Source organism: Bythopirellula polymerisocia (assembly GCF_007860015.1).
Lineage (GTDB): Bacteria > Planctomycetota > Planctomycetia > Pirellulales > Lacipirellulaceae > Bythopirellula > Bythopirellula polymerisocia.
The window spans coordinates 442,135-461,207 of sequence record NZ_SJPS01000001.1 but is presented as its reverse complement, the minus strand read 5'-3'; the positions used below and the strand labels follow the sequence as shown (position 1 = coordinate 461,207).

Here is a 19,073-nt window from a genome sequence, read left to right as displayed (position 1 = left end):
ATTCTCGTCTTTACCTCGAAAAGCGATTCGAATTACATTGGCCTCTCGGCTGCGTGTCCTAAACGCAGTCGACCCAGGTTATCTAATCACACTGCACTGAAGGAGCTAGCAGATGCGCCACTTTGCCACGTTGTTCTCAGTTCTCGCCCTGGCACTAACCACTTGCGGGCAGACTTTTGCCGCCACAACTGAGATTCCTCTGTTGGACCCGAATCTGCCCTATTATCGGCCGGTAGAAAAGCTTTCCGGAGAGCTGAAGCTGGGTGGTTCCAATACGATGTCGCATGTGGCAAGTGTGTGGATCAATAGCTTCACGGAGTTCTATCCTGATGTGAAAATTGTAATCGACGTGAATGGCTCGCGCGAGGCGGTTGAATCGGTTGAGAAAGGGGAGACTCAGATTGGGCTGTTGAGTCGAACGATTTCCGAGGAAGAGGTTGAGTCCTTTAACAAATCGCTCGGTTACTCTCCCACGGTACTTACCCCCTGCCTGGAACGTACGGCTATCTATGTCAACAAGAATAACCCGATAAAGGGGCTCACGCTTGCTCAGCTCGACGCCGCATTTGGTGCCGAATGCAAACGCCAAGCGAAAGAGCCGTGTCGCTCTTGGGGCCAGTTGGGCCTCACAGGCAAATGGGCCAAGCTGCCAGTCACCGTGCATGGCCGCACGTTCGACACCGGTTCGCAAGTTTTTATCCAGGAAGCCGTGCTGCTCGGTTCAAAGATGCGCGAGGATATGGTTTCGCACAAGTCGAACATCGATATTGTCAACGCCGTGGCCAAAGATCAGGGTGGAATCGGTTTCGGCGGTTTGTCATATGCGACCTCCGATGTGAAGACCGTGCCACTAGCCTTTACCGAGGGACAGGAATTTGTCGCCATCGATTCCCCTGAGGCCGACATGGGTATGTATCCTTTGGTTCGACGCCTCCAATTGGTGGTGAAGCATGATCCGAAGAAAGAACTTCCCCCGGTCGAACGCGAGTTCATTCGCTATGTATTCAGCCGACTGGGTCAGGAAGACGTAGTGAAGGCCGGTTATCAGGCAATTCCCGCCCGCCCAGCCCGCGTGGCGCTCGATTCAGTTGGATTGGGTTTATCGCGTTAATTGATACGGCTGGCTTGAGTAGATTTCTCCTTGTTCTGAACCAAAATAATCAATTTCATGTGGGAAAGGATATCCATGAAAAAACTGCCACTCTTCTGCTGGGCTAGTTGCTATGCACTCCTGATGCTCGTGGGCAACTCGGCCAACGCAGTCGATACCAGTCGGTCATCTGCCCAAACTCAGTCGGCTCCCGACTGGGCCAAGTCTTCGACCAACGCGTATAACGATCCTGCCAATGGCTACGGGGCGACCACGATCGACCCCAGTCGTGATCGCAATCGAGCGAGCGCCACCTCACTGCCACAGTGGAGCGATCCGACACAGCCTTCGTTCGATCCTCGAATCGCGAGGCCGTTGGATCCTTCGTTCAATCCAAACCCTTACGGTCAGTCCGCCCCGCAGAAATGGCGGCTCGGCATTTATCCTGAAGATACCGATACGGGCGTAGTCATCCGCGAAGTCGTGCGCGGCTCGGCGGCAGAGCGTGCCGGGCTGGAAGTCAACGACCGCATCATTGCGTCTCACGGCTACCAAGTCGGCTACGTCAACGGCGTACTGTATGACATCGGCCAGGAATTCGAACGCCACGCGGATGCTAATGGCTGGGTTCGGGTGTTGGTGCAGGATAACCGCAACGGGCGGCTGATGAACTTGCCGATCAAGCTCGATGGTCGCAGCGAAGCGATCACCGGCACGATCACCTACCGTGGGTCGGCGGCGCTTCCGAGAGATGCCGTGGCGACGGTGGAATTGCGCGAGATCGTACGCAGCGACATCCGTCCGATCACATTGGCAAAGCAAACGATCACCGGCATCCGCACGGTGCCGATTCAGTTCACGATCGACTACGACCCCACGCAGATCGACACGCGTCGTAACTACCAGCTTCATGCCAGCATCGAATCGCAAGGTCGCGAAATCTATGGCATGCAGCGCGATATCCCTGTCCTAGGCTCAAATCCTCGTAACAATGTGCAGCTCCTGGTCGAGTCGACCACCTACCCCGGCGGAACGACGATTCCTAATCGACAGGATCAGCTGAATCAAATCTCCCAGTGGTTCCGCCAATACCTGGGCCGCGAACCGCGTGCGCAGGAACTCTATGTGTGGGAAGCCCACTTAGCGCGGGGGGGAACTTTGTCCGACGCCCAGTTGCAAATCCTCAGTACTCCGGAGTTCTACTATCAGTCGAACGCCGACGACACCGAGTACGTCCGCCGCATGTTCCTGCTCGTAACGAATCGCCAACCTTCGCAGCAGGAAGTCCAGCAGTGGCTCAGTCGACTGAACTATTACAATCGCCTGCGACCTGAAGTGGCGCGAGAGTTCCTCTCCTCAGCGGCAACGGCTCAGGCAAGGCAACCGGGAAGATTGTAGCGACTATTGATCACCGATCAAAGAACTTGCGGAACATGTATCCCGTAAGTTGCCGGCCGGCGCGGGCGATGGACGTTGTGAGTGGGATGTTCTTTGGACAAACCGCCACGCAGTTCTGAGCGTTGCCGCAGACTTGCAAACCACCGGGGGCCGACAGGGCTTCAAGCCGCTCGTCGGCGTTCATGTGGCCGGTGGGATGCTCGTTGAAGAGTATCGCTTGACTGATGGCAGCGGCCCCGATGAATGCTTGGTCGTAGGCTCGGTTCTTCCGCTCGGCAAACTCGGCATCACTCTCATCGCTCCGCTGGAACAATTCCACTTTTGCAAACTGTGGACAGGCCTCCACGCAGCAACCACACGTCATGCACTCGGAGAGTGGGTAGCGGACCTCTTGCCCTTCCTGCGATTCCTTAGGGCCGGCACCACGATCACCATAGCCGTCGACAGGAATCCAGGCCTTGACTCGCTCCAAGGCACGATACATCCGAGTGCGATCGACGACTAAATCCCGCAATACGGGAAACTTGCTCATCGGCTGCAGCTCAATACCCGCTGGATTATCTTCCAGGAGGCGATCTACTAATGCCGAGCATGCCTGCCGAGTGCGGCCATTGACGAGCATCGTACATGCCCCGCAGACTTCCTCCAGGCAATTGCAATCCCATGCCACGGGGGTGGTGCTCTTGCCGTCGGCAGTGGTAGATAGCGCAGCTATCTTTTGCAAGACGCTGATTACATTGAGATTCGGCTCATAGGTAATCTGGTGCCGTTCCCAATAACCGGGCTCCCCAGGGGCATCCTGGCGAAGGACACGGACTTCGAAGGAAGACGGTTTCTTGGAGGCAGGTGTGGCGTCAGCGATCATGGTAGGTTGTCTTAAAAGTTAAGATTATGTGATTTGTTGTGTTTCAATGATATACACTATTGGCAGAAATAGGCATGCATCATCAATTCCTCTTACCCTACCCCCGCACCAACCGCTGCCTTTGTTGCCGCACCATTGGGGCCATCTGACTGCGGTGTTTTCTCAGCTTGTCGCTCTTTCCAGACTTGTTCAATCACCTCAGCTCCGACAAGGCCGTAGAGACGTGGGCGAGGCGGGATCAGTGAAGTGTCGACATCCTCATAACTCAGCGTCGGCTCGCCGGACTTATCGATGCTGGCAATCGTAGTCTTGAGCCACTTGCGATTCTTCTCGTCAAAGGAATCGCACCAAGCTTCGGCCTGACGGCGTTTTTCGGCGGGGTCGGTCGCATCGATACCTGGCATGTCGAAGGCCGGTTTGTAATGGGCCCCCCGACATTCATCGCGGGCCAATGCTCCTTTGAGAATAGCTTTGGCGACGGGGAACATATCGCGCAGTGCCTTGGTAAAGACCACATTTTGATTCGTCCAGTTACCTGTGTCGGAGAGTGAGCAGTTTTCGACACGCTCTGCCAACTCATTTACTTTTTCAATGGCAGCAGTAAGTTGGTCGTTCCTGCGCACGACGGTGGCAGCCTTGGTCATCACGTCGCCAAGTTCCTGGTGGATGACGTAAGGGTTTTCACGGCCACCTTCGCGCTTGAGCAAGTTATCGTGTTCCAATTGCTTAACCGCTCGCTGGCCACGAAGTAGGCTGGCAAATTTTTCGTCACCGGCCGACTCTTTGAGCGACTTGAACATGTTCTCGATGCCAGGGGCGACAATCAGCCCAGTAAAGATACACGACAAGAGCGAGTTGGCACCTAAGCGATTTGCCCCGTGGTATTGGTAGTCGCACTCTCCAATGGCAAAGAGTCCAGGGATATGCGTCTGGTGGTTGCGGGGCGAACCAAGTGTTAGTCCGCCGTCGGCGGCGCGTTCGTAGTCAGCCCACAGACCTCCCATCGAGTAATGCACCGCGGGGAAGATCTTCATCGGGTATTCCCGCGGGTCGACCCCCTGGAACTTTTCGTAGATGTGAAGGATGCCACCGAGCTTGCGATCCAATTCCTCGCGTGAAATGTGCGTCAGATCCAAGTACACACATTGTCGGTCAGCATCGACGCTTAGTCCATCGTTCACACACACGTCAAAGATCTCGCGCGTGGCAATGTCGCGCGGAACGAGGTTGCCATACTTGGGATAGCGCTCTTCGAGGAAATAGTAACGTTCAGATTCGGGAATCTGCTTGGGATCACGCGGGTCATGTGGCTTGCGGGGAACCCAAACACGGCCTCCCTCGCCACGGGCCGATTCGCTCATTAGCCGTAGTTTGTCGGCACCCGGTATTGCGGTTGGGTGGACCTGAATAAACTCCGCATTGGCGTACTTTGCTCCCACCTGAGCAGCGCGACTCACTGCGCTGCCAGTGCAAGCCATGGACATCGTACTGCGGCCATAGATCAAGCCGCACCCGCCGGTGGCCAGGATCACAGCATCGGCAGGGAAGGAACGAATTTCCATGGTCACAAGGTTCTGCGCAACCACCCCACGGCAACGGCCTTCTTCGTCGATCACAGGACTCAAGAAATCCCAGCCTTCGTACATCTCGACAGCACCAGCGTTGTGCCAACGGCGGGCTTGTTCATCGAGCGCATAGAGTAACTGTTGTCCGGTTGTCGCCCCCGCAAAAGAAGTCCGCTTAAAGAGCGTCCCGCCGAATCTCCGTTGATCGCGAAAGCCCTCGGGTGTGCGATTGAAGGGGACACCGAGTCGATCCATCAAGTCGATGATTCCTGGGGCCGCGTAGGCCATTTCCTTAACGGGCGGCTGATGTTGCAGAAAGTCACCTCCATAGACTGTATCATCCAGGTGGAGCCATTCGGTGTCTCCTTGCTGTCGCGTAAGCTCATTGACGCTATTGATGCCTCCCTGGGCGCAAACGCTGTGCGAGCGTTTGACAGGGGTAAGGCTCATGCAGTCTACAGCAATGCCCAACTCAGCCAATTTCATGGTGGCTGCCAGACCTGCCAGTCCACCACCTACAACCACGACGCGTTGTTTTGCCATCCCAATACCTTAATTACGAATGCGTCTCTTTCCTGGAACTTAACTATTATTCAACCGAAACTTGGGACGTTTCTTCACTCTTGGTCACTTCTCCGCCACCGCGCTTATGTTCGTTCGGCTTCAGCTCACCCGATTCGAGCTTGTGTTCGTACATTTTATCCTCTACCTGTCGGGCTTCGATCAATCTCTCGCCTGCTCCATCGGCACGCATTCCAAACAACGCCCCTACACCTACGATGGCTAGAAGTAGGCCAAAGATGGCGCAGACATTCGAAGCCCGCTTTTGTGCCTTGGGGCTGATCCAGACTCCCCAGGTGATTCCCATGGTCCAGATTCCATTGGCGAGATGAAATACACAGGCCAGCACCCCGATCAGATAGATGGCGACCATGACGTAACTTTGCAGGGCCAACCCAGCCGAGGACGCCGCACTGTAAGGGTGAAATTCGGCGCCTCCGAGAGGACGAACCACTTTTTCGAGCCAAGTATCCTGATGAATCCATCCGTGCATGTGGAATACATGGATCGCGATGAACACAAACGCGATCATCCCCGTTACCCGCTGCAGGGTATATCGTCGGTTGGCGGCATAGGGATAGTTGCCCGTGTTGGGAATCCCACCCATAACGATCACAACACCGATGATTGCATGAAACAGAATGGGAATAAAAATAAACACCCATTCCACCACAGGGAGCAGGGAGCCGAGGCTGTGGATCTGATAGACATTTTTCTGAAATGCGGCGGGGCTCTCCAGAACGCTAGCATTGACCAGCAAGTGGACGCACATGAAAGCGCCCACAGGAACCAGTCCCGAGAGCGAATGCAGTCGCCGGATCAAGAACTCATGGCGAACCAAGAACGAAGGAGGTGAATCTTGCACGCGCGTCATGTCCTTTGCACGAAAGCCTACCGGCATCAGGGATCAGCGAGCCACCGAAACCCGCTATTAGGTGTTCAGTATAGAACAGCATCGCATACTGACAAGCCGGGGAGAGAACTCAAAAAAACAGCCCGCAGGAATCAACCTGCGGGCTGGCGTAATTTGTGAATTCGCAGCAATAAATTCGGCTGAACCCGAAATTAGACGAAGGATTCCTCGTCATCATCGTGATCGTGGTCGTCTTCGGCGTCACCATCACCACACTTGCCACAATGGACGAATGATTCTTCGTCATCGCCCTCGTGCTCGTGGTCATCTTCGGCATCGCCATCACCACACTTGCCACAGTGAACGAACGACTCTTCGTCATCGCCGTCGTGCTCGTGATCATCTTCGGCATCGCCATCACCACACTTGCCACAATGGACGAATGATTCTTCGTCATCGCCTTCGTGCTCGTGGTCATCTTCGGCATCGCCATCACCACACTTGCCACAGTGAACGAACGACTCTTCGTCATCGCCTTCATGCTCGTGATCGTCTTCGGCATCGCCATCACCGCATTTTCCGCAGTGGGCGAAGCTGTCCGAGTCGAGTAGCTTGAGATCCATACGATCGGACATAACTGCCGCAGCTAGAAAGCCGAAGCACAATATTGCCAAAATTTTACTCATGCTCTTATTTCTCCGTTTGATGTGGACGAGGGAACCAATGAAAAAGAGTCGGTGTACGACTGATCAAGTTACTTATTCTAACAGTCGCGGTTAGCTGAAGAAAGTGATGCAGCGTATACTCCGTGAAAATTGGACGTATTTCAGGGAGTTAACTTTACCTAATTATCCCGGTTAGTATCAGTTTTAGAGACCTGCGCGTAGGGCAAGTGCGGCTTCTGAAGCGGTTTGGGATTGCTCTGCCAGCACCGTTAGATGTCCCATTTTTCGCCCTTTTTTGGCCTCGGCCTTGCCATAAAGATGCAAGTGAGCCTGTGGGACCAGGAGTACTGAGTGCCAGTTTGGCACTCCTGCGGACCAAAGATCTCCCAATAAATTTGCCATCGCCGCCGGAGAGCGTGCCTGCATCGAGCCCAATGGAAGACCACAAACGGCACGCACTTGCTGCTCGAATTGCGAAGTAGCACATGCCTCGATGGTAAGGTGCCCGGAGTTGTGAGGGCGAGGAGCAATCTCATTCACCAGAAGTTGTCCTTCGTTAGTAAGAAACATCTCTACACAGGCGATGCCGACCAAACTGAGACGCTCTGCGACTTTCTTGGCAATGGATTCTGCGGCATCGGCAACTTTTGCGAGTGCCGGTGCGGGAAAATAGGACAGGTCTAATATATGATTCACATGGTCATTGGCAATTGGGCCGCAAGTGGTCATCTCGCCAGATACGGAACGGGCCACGAGCACGGACAATTCTTGTTGGTATTCGATCCAGCCCTCTAGCGCAGCCGGCCGTTGACCAACAAAATTCCATGCTGTCGTTGCGTCATCTGAATTGCGAATCAGCATTTGCCCTTTCCCGTCGTACCCGGCGTGTATCGTCTTCAGAACGGCAGGTAGACCAATTGTCTCGATTGCAGAGACTAATTGTTCGCGGGAATTCACTTCAGCGAAGGGGGCGCAGGCAATGCCCGCATTGGTAAGGAACTGCTTTTCCCTAAGCCGATGTTGCGAGATATGTAGCACATCCAAAGAAGGTCTGACAGGAACAAACTTTTGAATTGTCTCGACCGCCACCGTAGGGATGTTTTCGAATTCCAATGTGACCACGGAGACTGATCGAGCGAACGCTTCAAGGGCTGCAAGGTCGTCGTATTCGGCGACTGTCTCTCGATGGGCAACCTGGCCGGTGGGACTGTCGGCCCGAGGCGAAAAAACATGAACATGATAGCCAAGCTCGGCGGCAGCGATGGCAAACATGCGGCCGAGTTGACCACTGCCCAACACTCCCAACGGAGAACCAGGCAGAATGGGGGCCTGAACGTGTTCTTGCGGAGTAGTAGCCTTCATGGCAACTAGGATACCGGGCCTTCGTTCATCACGGAAGCTGGCAATCGCTGAAGATGTCAATCACGGAAGCTTATCTTGACGGACGTGATCGGTAAGTCCCTGATGGAATTTGTGCAACGCTTGGCGGAGTTCAGGACGGCTTCCTGCGAGAATCCTTACAGCCAACAAACCAGCGTTCTTGGCTCCGGCCGTGCCAATAGCTAAGGTTCCTACGGGTACTCCTCCCGGCATCTGCACAATCGACAACAGAGAATCCATCCCCTGGAGCGCACGGCTCTCGACGGGCACACCGAGTACCGGCAATACCGTGAGCCCGGCGACCATCCCGGGCAGATGAGCCGCTCCGCCTGCGCCGGCGATTAGGACTTCCAAGCCACGCTCTTCGGCGGACTTGGCGTATTCCACCATGTACTCGGGAGTGCGATGGGCGGAGACAATTTCGCATTCATGCGGAACGCTGAAATCAGTGAGCACCTCGGCAGCGGCGCGCATCGTTTCCCAATCGCTGCGGCTGCCCATGATGACGCCTACGAGAGGCGAAAGAGTTTCGGTCATTGCGGTGGTTTCTTTGGGTCGGATCTAGAAAGCTTCATCTTCGACGGGGCAACATGGCTTGTCAACGCAGGACTTGAATGGTCCGTTTAGCGACCAGTCGGCGTGAGTTAGTTGCGTTGACGGATTGTGGTGCCGTTGGCGACTTCGTCGCCAGGGTGTACGATCACGGAATCGCCTGGAGAAAGTCCCGAGCGAATCTCCGCTTCGAGACCGTTTTCCAAGCCGATTTCTACCACTTGCTCACGGGCGACCCCGTCCACGGCACGAAATACGGCCCAGCGGTCCCCTATCCGGAAGAGCGCACTCGTGGGAACCTTTAACACATCCGCTGACTCGGCAACGACGATCCGGGCCTCCACTCGAAACCCGTCACCGAGTTCGGTCCGATCCTGTGGGGGATCGACCAGGCTGACAATCACATTAACCCTTTGCTCTTCGACGCCAAGCGTGCTGATCTTGGTGAACGCCGAAGGTTCAACAATTTTTACACGGCCCTGCAGCACACGATCGCCCCCCCAATGCTCCAACAGAACAAGAGCTCCCGGCTCCACCTTCACTGCGTCGCGTGAGAGCACATCGATCTCGACTTCCAGGTCTGTTGGATCTCCAACCTCTAACAGGGGTGTGCCGGCGTTTACGACGGCGCTACTTTGCTGAAACACTCGCAGCACCCGACCGTCGATTGGCGACCGAATCGGAAAGTTCCAACCATTGTTCTCCGCCAAGGGGGGATTCTCTGAAGGTGGACGTGATCGGATCAGGGCCGCCCGCGCCTGATCGAGTTCAAATCGGGCGATCTCCTTGTTTTGTAACGCCGTGCGCAAGAGCGCCTTCTGAGTCCGTGACGCCAGCAGGCGGCTCTCTACCTCACTCTCCGATACTGCCGAAGGACTATTAGATCGGGCATCTTGCACACGCTTAAGTTCACTGTCGGCGTATTGTTGATTGGCGGTGACCTCCTCGAGCATCGGCTCCATTTTCTCAAGTGTCGCTTCGGCGGCTTTCACGCGAGCCTCTGCCTGGGCAACTGTACGAGCATCCAAGAGTTCAGGGTCGCGGGGTTCAATGTTGGCGAGCAAGGTATCTCCGGCACGGACTTCGTCACCGGGGTCCATATCGATCCGTAGTACCCGCCCTGCCAGGGGAGCCGAGACCACATACTTTTCGCGAATGCGAGTCTTGCCATCCTGATCCACGGTCACGCGAATTGCGCCTCGTTCTGCCTGTGCCAGATCAACTTCCACAGGTTCGGGTATCAAGCCAAAGGCAATCGCAGCCAAGACGGCCAGACCGAATGCGTAGAGCAGGAATTTTCTGAATTTCGATCGCATAAGTTTTGCAGGAAGAAATTAGACGCGGACAAACACAGAGTTAACGGATCGTCGCGGATCAAAGCGATCTGCGAAAATCCGCTTAATTAGCGTTCATCCGTGTTCCATTTCTTACAATTACTCTCGTGATTTTAGTACGGCGATTAAATCCAACTCGTCCAGTCTGCGACGAACCAATAGGCCCGATATTACCGAAGCGAGTATCACCACTCCTGCAGCCAACCCATAAGTGGTGCGTTCAATGACCAAAGGGAAGCGGAACAGTTCCAAGTCTAATAGGGCAACCACTCCACCGGCAATTTTGTATCCGATCCACAAGCCAAGCGGTACCGCCAACAGGGTGATGATCGCTAGTTCCCCCAGGAGGATGCCAGAAATCTCGCCCCGCGTGAAGCCGATTACACGCAGCGTGGCCAGTTCTCGGCTTCTCTCTGAGAGTGAAATTCGGGCGCTATTGTACACCACCCCGATAGCAATCACACAGGCGAAAAATAGATTGATCGCCTTCATGGTCATCAAATTCTCGGCGACCGTTTTTTGGAAACTCTCGATGGCATGCTCTTTCATTGTCACTCCCGCGATTGCTGGGACGGTCTTCAATTCGCGAAATAATTGATCCTCGTACCGGGCATCGACGATCATGTTTGCCCCGGTGATGACAGGTCCTTCACGTAGTAATCGATGCAGAGCATCAATATTCATGTAGGCCGACACTCCGGAAAAGTCCTGCAGTGATCCGACTACCAGTATGTCTTTGACGGGTCGCTTCCCTTCGAGTACTTCTACCTGAACCATGTCCCCTACTTTGATGTTGAGGATGTCTCCGAGCTTTCTGGAAATGACCAATCCATCCGGTGGAAGCGAAATCTGGTTGCCATCGATGTCGATCAAACCAAACAAAGTGCCATTGGCTGGCAAGCCTTGAATACTGACACGGCGACTTCTAGGACCAGCCCGAAACCGAGTCGAGGCGCCGCGAGTCGGTTCACTGTGAATGACCCCCGGCATGCTTGCGATTTCATAGAGCGCATTGCTTGATACCGGTTCTATGGTGACGACCGACATGTCATATTTTTGAACTCGATTGAATTGGGCCTCCATTACATAGTCGACCGAGTCTTCCATGAAATTGCCCAGCACGATGATCGCCACCGCCAATGAAATCGCAAACACTGATAAACCCGTCTTCACGGGATGACGCTCCAACTGGCGAAGGATCATCCGCATCACTGGAGGCAGGAGATGCCCTAGATTCAATCGCTCGAGAATGGTGGGCTTGAAACTCGTGGGTGGCTCAGGCCGCATTGCTTCGGCTGGTGGCAGGGACACCGCTTTGCGGATGGAACTCCAGGCACCCAGGACCGAGGCTACAACGCTAACCAGTGCCGCGGTGAGCGCAACGCCGTAGGTCAAGTGGTAAGTGAACTCGGGAAAGTGAAACAACTTGGCATACATACCGGTTACCACCTGGCCAAACCATGCCCCGCAAGGAATCCCGAAAGCCAGTCCACCTCCCACGATTAGCAGCACGATCTTCATGTAGTGCCAACCGACTTCCAGGTTGTTGTAGCCGAAAGCCTTGAGTGCAGCGATTTGTTCTCGCTGGAGGTTGATCGTGCGGGTGAGCACCACATTCAAGAGAAATGCTGCCACTCCTAAAAACACCGTGGGCATGATCAGGCCCATCTGGCGGTTCTGTTCGATCTCATTGTCGAGAAACATGTGCGAGGGCTGATCCTTGCGACCATATGAGCCTAGCCCGCCATAAGGTTTGATCAACTCATCGAGCCGGAACAGAACTTCGGGCAATGATGCCCCGCGCATGAGCGAAATCGTTACGTCATTAAAGGCCCCTTCCAAGTTGTACGCCGTAGAGAGTGCTTCGTGATTCATCCACAGCACGCCAAAGTGTTTGTTGTCGGGCAGGATATCGCCCGGCTTGATCTCGTAGATATACTCCGGCGAGAGCACGATGCCGACGATGCGAAGTTTCTTCAAACGGCCGTTGATGACCGCAGAGATCGAGTCCCCCACCTCCAGGAGATTCGCATCGGCGAACGCTTCACTCGCCAGAATCTGGTCATCCCGACCAGGGGTAAGCATGCTGCCCCGCCGCAAGTAAAGCTGGTTCAGTAGTGATTCGCGAGTATCGGGGACCGAGATAATGCGACCAGTCGCTGGTTCAGAAAGCCCGGGGACCGAGAGATTCACTCCCACCACGATCCGCGTTTCAACTCGCGCAACGCCAGGAATCTCGGCAATGCGATCTCGCAGGGCGTCGGGCGCCCGCTTGAGCGAAGCAAAAACCTCGGCAAAATGGAATCGCTGGTAGTACGTAACTTGCGTCAGTTCCAGCGAGTGCAGCATACTGCGCGAGAGAGTAAAGAGCGCTACACCGCAACCGATCACCAGCGCAATCGCCACGGCTTGGCCTTTCATGTGCCAGAGATCTCGAAGCGCCTTACGGTCGAGTGCGGTAATGACGGCCATGGGTTTAGTATAGCCGATACGGCTCAGCGTGATGATAAGTAGGCTATGCAGTGCCCACCCTACTCACTTCTCATAAAGTCCGAATACAAAAAAAGCCACAGAGAACACCGAGACTCCAATGCCTTCCACACTCTGAATGCTCTGTGTTCTCTGTGGCTAGAGAGCAATTGACTAGGAATATCGCTTGTCAGGCGCCACAAGAGGATAGGTATTCTCAGTTCGAGTCATTTCTCCCAGTATAGGCACCGACCAAGCGAGAGACGAGGATGGCCAAATAGAACATGCCAAAGGTGGCCTCTACCAGCGCGAGCATTCGCGCCGTGTCGGAAATAGGCATGATATCGCCAAAGGTAATCGTGGTGATGATTTGAACGCTAAAATAGAGCGATTTGAAACCTTCAAGTTTGGAGTGGGCATCGGCGGCTTCAGTGAAAATGATTGCTCCTGGATCCCACAGGGCAAGCAGTGTGTAGAGCAGAGCCCATGCGACGGCCAATAATAAATAGATTGCAATGGAAGCACACAAAACTTCGTCATTGACTGAGGGTGCAAAGACGACAAAGCGAAATAGATGCACAATGACATAGATAATAAACACGATAGAGAAGAAAAAATAGAAATCGTTGAGCAATGAGTCGGGCCACACATGCTGGAGCCAACTCGCACCTACTGCCGGGGCAGCCAAAAGGGCAGCCGCAATTTGAGATCGACGCTGACCTCCAACGGCGTTCACCGCTACCAATAAAACTATGGTGAAAAAGACCGATGCAACCAGATAGCCATAGGCCATATGATCGACAAACGGTTGGACGACAAACATCGCCACCAACGCGACAAGCAAATGAGCGACCGACAGCCGATAACGACCTTCGTAAGGCATCTTTGCATTCCCGTATTGTGGAGCGACACCCTACCGCTGGGACAGTACGTGACGTGGATTCACGGCAAGATTTAGCGATCTGGTTCGTTTACTCGCTACTCTTGTTGTTCCGCTGGGCCGCTTCGAGCTTCTTCATATCCTCGGGAGTGAGATGGGGCTTGTCCATCGTGAGAGTCAACTTGTTGAGCTTCCCACTAAACTTGAATGGAATCTGATAATCGCTGTCGTCCACGGGGGTGCCCGTATCGGAACCAATATCAAAAGTCTCGTCCCACTGGAGAATGAGTGGAATGGTATGCTCCATCTTCTGGGTTGCGACGGCTTGGCCGTCGACTTTGAGCACTCCCGTTCCAGATCGGCCGATGCCACTCATGCTGTTGAAGGCGAGCGTCCCGGCACCGAGACCATCGTATTTGAAATCAAATTCCAGGGTGTGCTTACCCGGCGACAATGCCTCGGCAGCTTCCCACCGCGGACGCTTGAGATCAACCAAATTCCACAAGAAGACGGGCTTCCCTTTTAGCACGTAAAATCCATAGCCGCCAAACCGCCCACCGGAGGTGAGTAGAACTCCCTCTGCATTTTCCTTAGGAATCTCCACTTCAGCGGTGATGGTATACGAAGTATTGAGGATCAAGGGGGAATCCCCTTGGGGAATTCCGGTCAAGGGAGACGTATAAACGAACTCCGTTCTACCTGCCGTGATATTCGGACGCGGCGCTACAAGTCGAGTAGCTACCGAGGCATCCAGCGGGAGTACCTGATACTTCTCTGCTTCCTGTAGGAAAAGCTGTTTCATTTCCTCCAGTTTTTCAGGATTCGTGGCTGCTACGTCATTGGATTGGGTCCAGTCCTTGGTGAGATCGTAAAGTTCCCAGGTGACATTGCCAAAAGGATCTTGATTGACTGGCCCCACGATTTCCCACGGTGGACGAATTACTTTGGTGCTGGCGATCCACCCTTCGTGGTAGATAGCATGGTCACCCATCATCTCAAAGTATTGAGTCTTATGCGTGGAAGGTGCGTCGACATTCTCATTCTTGAACGTGTACGCGAAACTGACGCCTTCGATCGGGGCCTGCTTGATGCCGTCGACTTCCTCGGGGGCTGGAATGTTGCAGACCTCCAGGAGCGTCGGCACAACGTCGATCACATGATGAAACTGATGGCGAATGCCGCCTTCGTCATCAATGTGCCCCGGCCAGGAGACACACATCCCCTGTCGCACGCCGCCGAAATGTGACGCGATCTGCTTGGACCAACTAAAGGGGGTATCAAATGCCCAGGACCAGGGAACCGCCATGTGGTTGTAGGTTTCGTCGCTACCCCACACATCATAGAACTCTTTCAGCTGTAATTCGACGGGGACATCGACCCCGTTGAAGGAGGCCACTTCGTTGGGTGTGCCGATCAGCGTGCCTTCGACGCTGCCGCCATTGTCCCCACTAATGTAAATGATTATCGTATTGTCCAGCTTGCCCATGTCTTCGACTGCTTGTACCACGCGGCCGATCTCATGATCGGTATAGGCGAGATAGGCGGCATAGACATTGACCTGCCGGATGAACATTTTCTTGTCGTCGGCCGAGAGTTGATCCCACTCTTTGAGCAATTCCTCGGGCCAAGGTGTCATCTTGGCATCCTGGGGAATCACACCGAGTTTCTTTTGGTTGGCGTAGATTGTCTCGCGCAACTTATTCCAACCTTCGTCGAACAAGTGCATGTCGGTGATCTTCTTGATCCATTCTGGTGTCGCATGATGAGGAGCATGGGTACCGCCTGGAACGTAATAACAGAAAAATGGTTTTTCGGGATCGATCTGGTTGAGCATGTTGAGCCACTCGATGGCATCGTCGGCCATGGCCGTCGTTAGATTCCATTCGGATTTGCCAATGTAAGGGTAAATGGCGGTCGTGTTGCGGAACAAATTCGGTTGCCATTGGCTCGTGTCACCGCCGACGAATCCATAGAAGTATTCGAAGCCCATCCCGATTGGCCATTGGTCAAATGGCCCGACTTGGCTGGCAGAGAACGTTGGTGTGTTGTGGTCCTTGCCGAACCATGAGGTTGAGAATCCATTGTCCTGGAGAATTCGCCCGATCGTCGCTTTGTCCTTGGCGATGATGCTGTTGTAGCCAGGAAAGCCGGTGGATTGCTCAGAGATCACTCCAAAGCCTGCCGAGTGGTGGTTGCGGCCAGTGATGAGTGCAGCCCGAGTCGGCGAACAAAGCGAGGTGGAGTTCATGCAAGTGTATCGCAAGCCCGCCTTGGCAATGCGGTCGAGTGCCGGTGTAGGAATTACTCCTCCGAAAGTACTCGGGGCACCGTAGCCCACGTCATCGGTCATGATCAGCAGAACATTCGGTGCACTCTTGGGAGGAACCACACGCGGTGCCCACCACGCCTTGGATTCGGCGGCGTTTTTCTTTATTACGCCACTAAACTTCGGATCCGGTGCCGGCAGCTGCTTGCCACTGATTGTCGTGGTAGCACTGGGGGAACCAAGAGTGCCTGTGACCTCTTGGGCATGTGTTGAGGCAGTAAACACCAATAATAAAGCTGTGAGAATCCCATACGAGATTTTTTGTTTTTTGAGACTCATGGTTTCTTCCTTTCGATAATTCTTCGGGGAATCAACGATCATAGTTTGACAGGCGATGTTTTTTGCAGAATGAACACTAGTAAGAATACTTATTCACAGATGAACTTCAATGCCCCTGCTGGCTACGTTAAAGTTTCGCGACACTCCTGACAAAAAATTTGTCGAAACACCACCCTACCTGACCAACTCCATCTCACTCGGCCGCCAGCTTTTGTCGAAAAACGACGGGAGCGGACTGTAAAGGCGTAGAATCGTAAACCACCCTTTGCCGGGCATCGTCTGAATCCAGTTGCCACGTTTCACCCCCTGTGGCTGATTAGGACTGAAATAAATCGTCGTCGAACCATCGGCATTCGCATCGGCGGAGGGTGAGGGATAAGTCTGACTACCGGCGCGAGGATAACGTTGAGGCGTATCTAACATTGAGCGCGATTGATTATCGTAGACGGTGAACGACCAAAACTTCCCTGCCGGAATGTCCTTGGGCAGCGTTGCCTTGTAGGTCTTGCTGCCATCGTAGGGATTGCCGTTGGAGTCGAGGAAGCCCATGAGATACTGCGAGCCAACATCGGGGATTCGCATGATCATGCCCGGCGAATCGAGTGTGTAGGCGTAGTAGAATGCAGTACGTGAGTCGAGGGTGCGTGCGCCAGTTGGCGGATAGGGTTTGAACATGCCCTCCTTGGTGAACTGAGGCGGAGGTGTTTCGAAGAACGCTCCACCTTGCCACAACATGCTGCCCCACATCGAGTCGGGGTAGTAGGACCAATCTGGGTGAGAAACTGACCAGTGCCAGTTCAATACGCGGCCGGTGGCGTTACCCACAGCGGCAGCATCGGTGAGGATCTTCTTCAGCCGAGCATCAGGCGTAAACGGCTTCCCGTGGACGATGCCGATTGCAGCCAACTGCCCGGCGAGCTCTACGTCGTAGCTGGTAGCCGGCTCTTGTTGGACGTTCTCGTTAATCATCTCAAAATAGCCGAAGTCGCTGGGGGGAATGGTGTTGAACGATTTGCCGCTGCATTCAATAAACTTGGTTTCGGGCACGGGCGGATTTTTAGCAAGGCGCACCGTGCCTTCAAGTGCAGTGGCGATGGACGTCCCTACCGCCCCGGGTGTGTATGGATAGATCTTGAGGTGCTTCTTGATGTTCTCGACGGTCGGCTTGGGGTCATTGTTGGTGAGGAAAGCACGAGCCGCGTAGAGAACATGGTTGGTCTTCGAGTGGGCAATGTAGAAACCGCCTTCGGGCAACGGTCCGTCGTATCCTGGTGGCACGATCAGGTATCGACCTCCCGCACCCCGATCTGGGCCTGGGAAACCGATGTCAATGATCCACGAGAACCACATGTCGTTAACGGCACCGAGTCCCATAGGCGGCTGCTCGATCACCATCGGACCCTGAGACAGGTCTACCGCAGAAAGATAATAGATGGTGTCCGCATTGGCGGTGAGAAACAATGACTTGGAGTCCATCAGGTCGGAGAAGATGACAACGTCGTTGTCCTGTGCACCAATATCGCGAAATCCCTTGCATATCGCGTAGGCAGATGCGCCGCGGAAACTATTGTTGTAGGAGTTCAGTGCACGGGTGAAGTCGAGAGCATCGCGCACCTTCTCAGCGGTTTGTATGCTTGGAGCGCCGTCTTTGTATTCCAACGTGCCAATGCTCGTCTCGACTTTGTTAGGGGTGGTGAGCGACGAGGGTATGCCACTATTCGACTCGGCCGATGCTATACCTTTGAAACAGACCTGTGTGAGGAAGACGATCGCCAGCGTAGAGATTAATGATTTTGTAAAACAAACTTTCATCTGTTGCCTCCAATAGTGGTCGTTGTGTAATCGGATTAAATTCTAGCAAGACAAAGAACCCCAATAACTTAAAAACCATCCAAAGTGCCCCAACTGGGTTCAAGATAGTTTTGATAATCAAGCATTGTAGCAATCTTTCTGGCGGAGATATTGTTAAGTTCATGTGAATCAATTTCGAAGCATAGGGAGTGTGAAGTAGACACACATTAACATTGCGACGAGAGGAATCAACCATACCCATCCCTGCCAAATCCAGGGCAACCAACGATCAGGTATGAGAATCGCAAACACTCCGATTGTGAGAGCGCCCAGCGCTGCGGTAGCCATCCACCCATACCAATGCATGGCTGGTAGACCGTTCGCAGATGTGACATCTTGCATGTACTGAGCAGTCTTGAAGGAGAGCAGTCGAGTTGGATAGACCGTAAACATCGCGATATCCTGCTCGAAGGCGATTACATAAGTGATAGCAAATGCCGGCCCGAAAGCGAAAGCGAATCGCCGAAATGCGTGCGAAGAATTCATAACCCGAAACCTCGCACATTGTTCGCAATGTGGCCGATCAGAAAACCATACCAAACTATAAATGTCAGCATCATGGTCAGGGCAACGCGACTGCTTGAGTATTCTCGGTCAAGAATTTCTTGCCAAGAGACCCAATAGGCCGGAAGGAGGGCCATTCCAATCGCGATGAAATGTTCCTTGATGTCGAAGAGGCTGATGGTTTGCCAATGCTCGGATTGCTCGAGAACAGGCTTGATTTCGACACGGAAGTACAAATAGACAATTCCTCCCAGGATCGCCGACAGCACGTAAAGCACAACGACGGCATTGGTGAACGAGTCCGACGACACCGCGCGAAGGCGACCAATGAATGATTCCGGCCGAGTGGGTAGCGGCACCCAGATTGCTACGGCCTGATGAGTAATCGCTCCCAATAGGGCCATCGCGACCAGGCCATGTAGGATTAAGAGTGCAGTTGCCATGAAATCCTACCATAGTAATCCAATGCAGAAAATGAATACGACGGCGCCCGCCAGCCGT

At 53.9% G+C, this 19,073-nt stretch carries 15 protein-coding genes; 2 read left to right on the top strand and 13 right to left on the bottom strand.

Annotated elements, in window-relative coordinates; all coding sequences use genetic code 11:
• Window positions 1–112 precede the first annotated feature (112 nt).
• Both Pla144_RS01865 and Pla144_RS01860 read left to right on the top strand, forming a co-directional pair.
• Window positions 113–1,111: a PstS family phosphate ABC transporter substrate-binding protein gene (locus tag Pla144_RS01865; protein WP_146447619.1), complete on the top strand. Its 999-nt coding sequence runs from the start codon at window positions 113–115 to the stop codon at window positions 1,109–1,111.
• A 75-nt stretch (window positions 1,112–1,186) separates the two neighbouring features.
• Window positions 1,187–2,488 carry a YbaY family lipoprotein gene (locus Pla144_RS01860; RefSeq protein WP_197530320.1) on the top strand — a complete coding sequence of 434 codons (1,302 nt, stop codon included), beginning with the start codon at window positions 1,187–1,189 and terminating at the stop codon, window positions 2,486–2,488.
• A 10-nt stretch (window positions 2,489–2,498) separates the two neighbouring features.
• Here Pla144_RS01860 and sdhB read toward each other — a convergent pair whose 3' ends face one another.
• The 13 genes from sdhB to Pla144_RS01795 all read right to left on the bottom strand — a co-directional run bounded on the left by sdhB (window position 2,499) and on the right by Pla144_RS01795 (window position 19,015).
• Window positions 2,499–3,353, bottom strand: a complete 855-nt coding sequence (sdhB, locus tag Pla144_RS01855) for a succinate dehydrogenase iron-sulfur subunit (RefSeq protein ID WP_146447617.1) — start codon at window positions 3,351–3,353, stop codon at window positions 2,499–2,501.
• A gap of 92 nt (window positions 3,354–3,445) precedes the next feature.
• Window positions 3,446–5,461 (bottom strand): succinate dehydrogenase flavoprotein subunit, encoded by a 2,016-nt coding sequence (sdhA, locus tag Pla144_RS01850; protein WP_146447616.1) that lies wholly within the window; start codon window positions 5,459–5,461, stop codon window positions 3,446–3,448.
• Between the two features lie 46 nt (window positions 5,462–5,507).
• Window positions 5,508–6,353 (bottom strand): succinate dehydrogenase cytochrome b558 subunit, encoded by an 846-nt coding sequence (locus tag Pla144_RS01845; RefSeq protein ID WP_231936123.1) that lies wholly within the window; start codon window positions 6,351–6,353, stop codon window positions 5,508–5,510.
• A 191-nt stretch (window positions 6,354–6,544) separates the two neighbouring features.
• Complete coding sequence (locus Pla144_RS01840) at window positions 6,545–7,018, bottom strand: hypothetical protein (RefSeq protein ID WP_146447614.1); 474 nt, start codon at window positions 7,016–7,018, stop codon at window positions 6,545–6,547.
• Window positions 7,019–7,201: 183 nt separating this feature from the next.
• Window positions 7,202–8,359 (bottom strand): 5-(carboxyamino)imidazole ribonucleotide synthase, encoded by a 1,158-nt coding sequence (locus Pla144_RS01835; RefSeq protein ID WP_146447613.1) that lies wholly within the window; start codon window positions 8,357–8,359, stop codon window positions 7,202–7,204.
• A 60-nt stretch (window positions 8,360–8,419) separates the two neighbouring features.
• Window positions 8,420–8,914: a 5-(carboxyamino)imidazole ribonucleotide mutase gene (gene purE, locus Pla144_RS01830; protein WP_146447612.1), complete on the bottom strand. Its 495-nt coding sequence runs from the start codon at window positions 8,912–8,914 to the stop codon at window positions 8,420–8,422.
• Between the two features lie 107 nt (window positions 8,915–9,021).
• Window positions 9,022–10,245, bottom strand: a complete 1,224-nt coding sequence (locus Pla144_RS01825) for an efflux RND transporter periplasmic adaptor subunit (protein WP_146447611.1) — start codon at window positions 10,243–10,245, stop codon at window positions 9,022–9,024.
• 117 nt (window positions 10,246–10,362) lie between these two features.
• The gene (locus tag Pla144_RS01820; protein ID WP_197530319.1) at window positions 10,363–12,735 is read right to left on the bottom strand and encodes an ABC transporter permease; all 2,373 of its coding nucleotides are present in this window, start codon (window positions 12,733–12,735) and stop codon (window positions 10,363–10,365) included.
• A gap of 214 nt (window positions 12,736–12,949) precedes the next feature.
• On the bottom strand, window positions 12,950–13,615 hold the full coding sequence (locus Pla144_RS01815) for a potassium channel family protein (RefSeq protein WP_146447610.1): 666 nt from the start codon (window positions 13,613–13,615) through the stop codon (window positions 12,950–12,952).
• 88 nt (window positions 13,616–13,703) lie between these two features.
• Window positions 13,704–16,217, bottom strand: a complete 2,514-nt coding sequence (locus Pla144_RS01810; RefSeq protein ID WP_146447609.1) for an arylsulfatase — start codon at window positions 16,215–16,217, stop codon at window positions 13,704–13,706.
• A 174-nt stretch (window positions 16,218–16,391) separates the two neighbouring features.
• Window positions 16,392–18,029 carry a DUF1254 domain-containing protein gene (locus Pla144_RS01805; protein ID WP_146447608.1) on the bottom strand — a complete coding sequence of 546 codons (1,638 nt, stop codon included), beginning with the start codon at window positions 18,027–18,029 and terminating at the stop codon, window positions 16,392–16,394.
• A 168-nt stretch (window positions 18,030–18,197) separates the two neighbouring features.
• Window positions 18,198–18,554 carry a hypothetical protein gene (locus Pla144_RS01800; RefSeq protein ID WP_146447607.1) on the bottom strand — a complete coding sequence of 119 codons (357 nt, stop codon included), beginning with the start codon at window positions 18,552–18,554 and terminating at the stop codon, window positions 18,198–18,200.
• Window positions 18,551–19,015 (bottom strand): hypothetical protein, encoded by a 465-nt coding sequence (locus tag Pla144_RS01795; RefSeq protein ID WP_146447606.1) that lies wholly within the window; start codon window positions 19,013–19,015, stop codon window positions 18,551–18,553. The genes Pla144_RS01800 and Pla144_RS01795 overlap by 4 nt, the downstream gene beginning before the upstream one ends.
• Between the last annotated feature and the right edge of the window lie 58 nt (window positions 19,016–19,073).